Below are 1,192 nucleotides of genomic sequence, written 5' to 3' on the forward strand. Positions count from 1 at the left end.
CCGCCGGTGCCAGACCCGCCGGCAGTGCCTTCCCCGTCGATGCCGTGTGCACCGGCGGCACCGGCCAGGCCGTTGCCCCCGGTGCCACCGTCGCCGCCGGTGCCCACTCGCCCGCCGTTGCCGCCGGCCCCACCGGCACCGCCGTTCACCCCACCCGCTACGCCATGGCCACCGGCTCCGCCGTCGCCACCGTTTCCGAGTGACCCGCCGTTGCCGCCGTCGCCGCCGACCCCACCGGCACCGCCGCCGGCAGCGCCGACGCCGCCGTTGCCCCCGTTACCGGCTGCGGACCACACTGTGGCGCCTTGACCGCCGTCACCACCTGCACCGCCGCCGCCACCGGCACCGGCCGCGCCCGAAGACCCGGCCTTTGCGCCGTCGCCGCCTGCTGCGCCCGCGCCGCCGAATGCTCCACCCGTGCCGCCGGTGGCACCATCGGCGCCGACACCGCCTAGTCCACCGGCCGAGTTGCCGCCGCTGCCGCCGCCACCGCCGATCCCGCCGACACCGCCGGTGCCGCCGACTCCGCCGTTTCCGTTGTAGTTGACTCCGCCTGAACCGCCGCCCTTGCCGCCGGTGCCACCTTGGCCGCCGGATCCGGCGGCCAAGGTGGCACCGGCGGCAAGGGCGGCGGTTCAGGCGGAGTCAACTACAACGGAAACGGCGGAGTCGGCGGCACCGGCGGTGTCGGCGGGATCGGCGGTGGCGGCGGCAGCGGCGGCAACTCGGCCGGTGGACTAGGCGGTGTCGGCGCCGATGGTGCCACCGGCGGCACGGGTGGAGCATTCGGCGGCGCGGGCGCAGCAGGCGGCGACGGCGCAAAGGCCGGGTCTTCGGGCGCGGCCGGTGCCGGTGGCGGCGGCGGTGCAGGTGGTGACGGCGGTCAAGGCGCCACAGTGTGGTCCGCAGCCGGTAACGGGGGCAACGGCGGCGTCGGCGCTGCCGGCGGCGGTGCCGGTGGGGTCGGCGGCGACGGCGGCAACGGCGGGTCACTCGGAAACGGTGGCGACGGCGGAGCCGGTGGCCATGGCGTAGCGGGTGGGGTGAACGGCGGTGCCGGTGGGGCCGGCGGCAACGGCGGGCGAGTGGGCACCGGCGGCGACGGTGGCACCGGGGGCAACGGCCTGGCCGGTGCCGCCGGTGCACACGGCATCGACGGGGAAGGCACTGCCGGCGGGTCTGGCACCGGCGG

At 77.9% G+C, this 1,192-nt stretch carries 2 pseudogenes; one reads left to right on the top strand and one right to left on the bottom strand.

Going from position 1 to position 1,192, the window contains the following annotated elements:
- A pseudogene (locus AO501_RS37260) lies at positions 1-608 on the bottom strand (PE family protein); the annotation flags it as partial.
- Between AO501_RS37260 and AO501_RS37255 the strand changes: the two are divergent.
- Positions 585-1,192 (top strand): annotated as a pseudogene (locus tag AO501_RS37255) (PE family protein); the annotation flags it as partial. The pseudogenes AO501_RS37260 and AO501_RS37255 sit on opposite strands and share 24 nt — an antisense overlap.

It is taken from the genome of Mycobacterium gordonae, from assembly GCF_001417955.2.
In the GTDB taxonomy this organism is placed as follows: domain Bacteria; phylum Actinomycetota; class Actinomycetes; order Mycobacteriales; family Mycobacteriaceae; genus Mycobacterium; species Mycobacterium gordonae_B.